General features: G+C 65.8%; 4 protein-coding genes. All 4 read left to right on the top strand.

What is annotated here, in order from left to right:
• Positions 1 to 650 (top strand): malate:quinone oxidoreductase (locus WB785_RS11290; protein WP_424079191.1); only part of this gene is annotated, 650 nt, incomplete at its 5' end.
• Positions 647 to 1,111: a GNAT family N-acetyltransferase gene (locus tag WB785_RS11285; protein ID WP_424079189.1), complete on the top strand. Its 465-nt coding sequence runs from the start codon at positions 647 to 649 to the stop codon at positions 1,109 to 1,111. The genes WB785_RS11290 and WB785_RS11285, both read left to right, overlap by 4 nt.
• Positions 1,112 to 1,124: 13 nt before the next feature.
• Positions 1,125 to 2,333, top strand: a complete 1,209-nt coding sequence (gene cobA, locus WB785_RS11280) for a uroporphyrinogen-III C-methyltransferase (protein ID WP_424079188.1) — start codon at positions 1,125 to 1,127, stop codon at positions 2,331 to 2,333.
• A 105-nt stretch (positions 2,334 to 2,438) separates the two neighbouring features.
• Positions 2,439 to 2,986 (top strand): MFS transporter (locus tag WB785_RS11275; protein ID WP_424079186.1); only part of this gene is annotated, 548 nt, incomplete at its 3' end.

Below are 2,986 nucleotides of genomic sequence, written 5' to 3'. Positions count from 1 at the left end.
CGGCACATCTCGACGCGCGGATCGTCAACGGCAACCCTTGGTTGCTGTTCGGGCCGTTCGCCGGGTGGTCGCCGAAATTCCTTAAGCACGGCCAAATCACCGATTTGCCACGGTCTGTCCGGCCAGGCAACCTGGCGACCATGATCGGCGTTGGCGCCACTCAACTGAAACTCCTCACCTACCTGATCGGCCAGCTGCGGCTGTCGCAGCCGGCCCGAATAGATGCACTGCGCGAATTCGCGCCCGCCGCTACGGATTCCGACTGGGAGCTGACGACGGCCGGCCAGCGGGTGCAGGTGATCCGACCAGACAAGCGCAAAGGTGGGGTGCTCGAATTCGACACCACGGTGCTGAGCGCCGACGACGGCAGTATCGCTGGTCTGCTCGGCGCCTCGCCGGGAGCCTCAATCGCGGTATCGGCGATGCTTGACGTGCTGCAGCGCTGTTTTCCCGACCGATACCAGGCCTGGCTGCCTACCCTGAAAGACATGGTGCCGTCGTTGGGAGCAACCCTGGCTAATGAGCCGGCGCTGTTCGAGGAACTGTGGTCGTGGGGCACCGAGGCGCTGCAGCTGCAGCCCGATAGCCCGCCTCCTCGTCAGGCCGCGTCGCGGCCTGCATCGTCGCCGGGCGCAGCGGGCGAATCATGACGGCGGCGTTGCACCGCGCCTGGGCCAAAGACCTTGACGTGCGGACACTTTACGCGCTGCTGAAGTTGCGAGTGGAGGTCTTCGTGGTGGAACAGGCCCGCCCATATCCCGAGCTGGACGGGCGTGATCTGCTCGCCGAAACCCGGCACTTCTGGTTGGCGGCCCCCAACGGCGAGATCATCTGCACGCTGCGGCTGATGGAGGAACACGCGGGCGGGCAGAAGGCATTTCGGCTCGGTCGGCTGTGCACCGAACGCAGCGCGCGCGGCCAAGGCCACACCACCCGGCTGTTGCGCGCGGTGCTGGCCGAGGTGGGTGACTATCCCTGCCGGATCGACGCGCAGATCTACTTGACGGACATGTATGCCCGGCACGGGTTCGTCCGCGACGGCGACAACTTCGTCGACGACGGGGTTCCGCACGTGCCCATGGTCAAGCCCGGTTTCGCGGGGCACCCGTGAGATCCGTCCGCTGATGTCACCCGAGAACCCCTATTTGGCCGGCTTGCGGCTGACCGGCAAGAGGGTCGTCGTGGTCGGCGGCGGCAACGTTGCTCAGCGCCGACTGCCGCTGCTGGTCGCCAGCGGAGCCGATGTGCACGTCATCACCCGGACGGCCACCCCCGCCGTCGAGGCGATGAGCCGAATCACCTTGTCGCTGCGGGATTATCGCGACGGCGACCTGGCGGATGCCTGGTATGCCATCGCGGCCACCGACGACGCGCAAGTGAACGCGGCAGTGGTCGCCGAGGCCGATCGGCATCGAATCTTCTGCGTGCGCGCCGACATTGCGGTCGAGGGCAGCGCGGTGACCCCTGCGACGTTCGACTACGCCGGGCTGTCGGTTGGCGTCCTGGCCGGCGGCGAGCACCGTCGCTCGGCGGCAATCCGCTCGGCGATTCGCGAGGCACTGCAGCGCGGGGTCATCACCCTGGAAAATTTCGAAAGCAGCGACGTCGTGCGTGGCGGGGTAGCGCTGGTCGGCGGCGGCCCCGGCGATCCGGAACTGATCACGGTCCGCGGCCGGCGTCTGCTGGCCCAGGCCGACGTAGTCGTCGCCGATCGGCTGGCGCCGCCAGAGCTACTCGCCGAGCTGCCGCCTCATGTTGAGGTGATCGACGCCGCGAAAATTCCGTACGGACGAGCGATGGCCCAGGACGCCATCAACGCGGTCCTGATCGAACAGGCCCGAGCTGGACGGTTTGTCGTCCGTCTCAAGGGTGGCGACCCGTTCGTGTTCGCCCGCGGATACGAGGAACTGCTGGCGTGCGTCGAGGCGGGCGTTCCGGTAACGGTCGTGCCGGGTGTGACAAGTGCCATAGCGGTGCCCGCGTCGGTAGGTGTTCCGGTCACCCACCGCGGCCTGAATCACGAGTTTGTAGTGGTGAGCGGCCATCTTGCGCCGGGACACCCCGGATCGTTAGTGAATTGGGACGCATTAGCGGCGATGTCGGGCACCATCGTTTTGCTGATGGCGGTGGAACGCATCGAGCTTTTCACCGAAGCGCTGTTGAAAGGCGGCCGACCTGCAGATACGCCGGTGCTGGTGGTTCAACAGGGAACGACGGTCGCACAACAGACGTTGCGGGCCACCCTCGCGGACGCGCCGGAAAAGATGCGTTCGGAGGGAATTCGACCCCCCGCGATCATCGTGATCGGTACGGTAGCGGGATTCGGCGGTTAAAAGATTCCTAAGATTACTGTAGGGTAAGTTCTTATGACGGCTCTCAACGATGCAGAGCGGGCTGTCCAAAAATGGACTACTGAACCCTCGAAGCGAGCAGTTCACATGCCCCCAGCGCACCAATCCAAGACCGCCGAGTCGACTCCGACCACGACTTCCACGACTTGGCTGCCGACGCGGCGGTTCTTCACCGCGGTCATCGCCATCGCCGGTATGCAGTTGATGGCGACCATGGACGGCACCATCGCCATCGTCGCCCTTCCCAAGATTCAGAACGAGCTGAGCCTGTCTGACGCCGGCCGTAGCTGGGTGATCACCGCCTACGTGCTGACCTTCGGCGGATTGATGCTGCTGGGTGGCCGCCTCGGCGACACCATCGGCCGCAAGCGGACCTTCATCGTCGGCGTCACGCTGTTCACCATCGCTTCGGCGCTGTGCGGTATCGCCTGGGACGACGTCACGCTGGTCATCGCGCGGCTGCTGCAAGGCGTGGGCGCCGCGATCGCCTCGCCGACCGGATTCGCACTGGTCGCAACCACGTTCGCTAAGGGGCCGGCCCGGAACGCCGCCACCGCGGTGTTCGGAGCGATGACCGGTGTCGGCTCTGTGATGGGTCTGGTCGTTGGTGGGGCGCTCACCGAGGTGTCCTGGCG

It is taken from the genome of Mycobacterium sp., from assembly GCF_049585075.1.
Classification (GTDB): Bacteria; Actinomycetota; Actinomycetes; order Mycobacteriales; family Mycobacteriaceae; genus Mycobacterium.
Note: the sequence above shows the minus strand (reverse complement) of the source record. Positions and strands in the feature narration are given on the sequence as shown.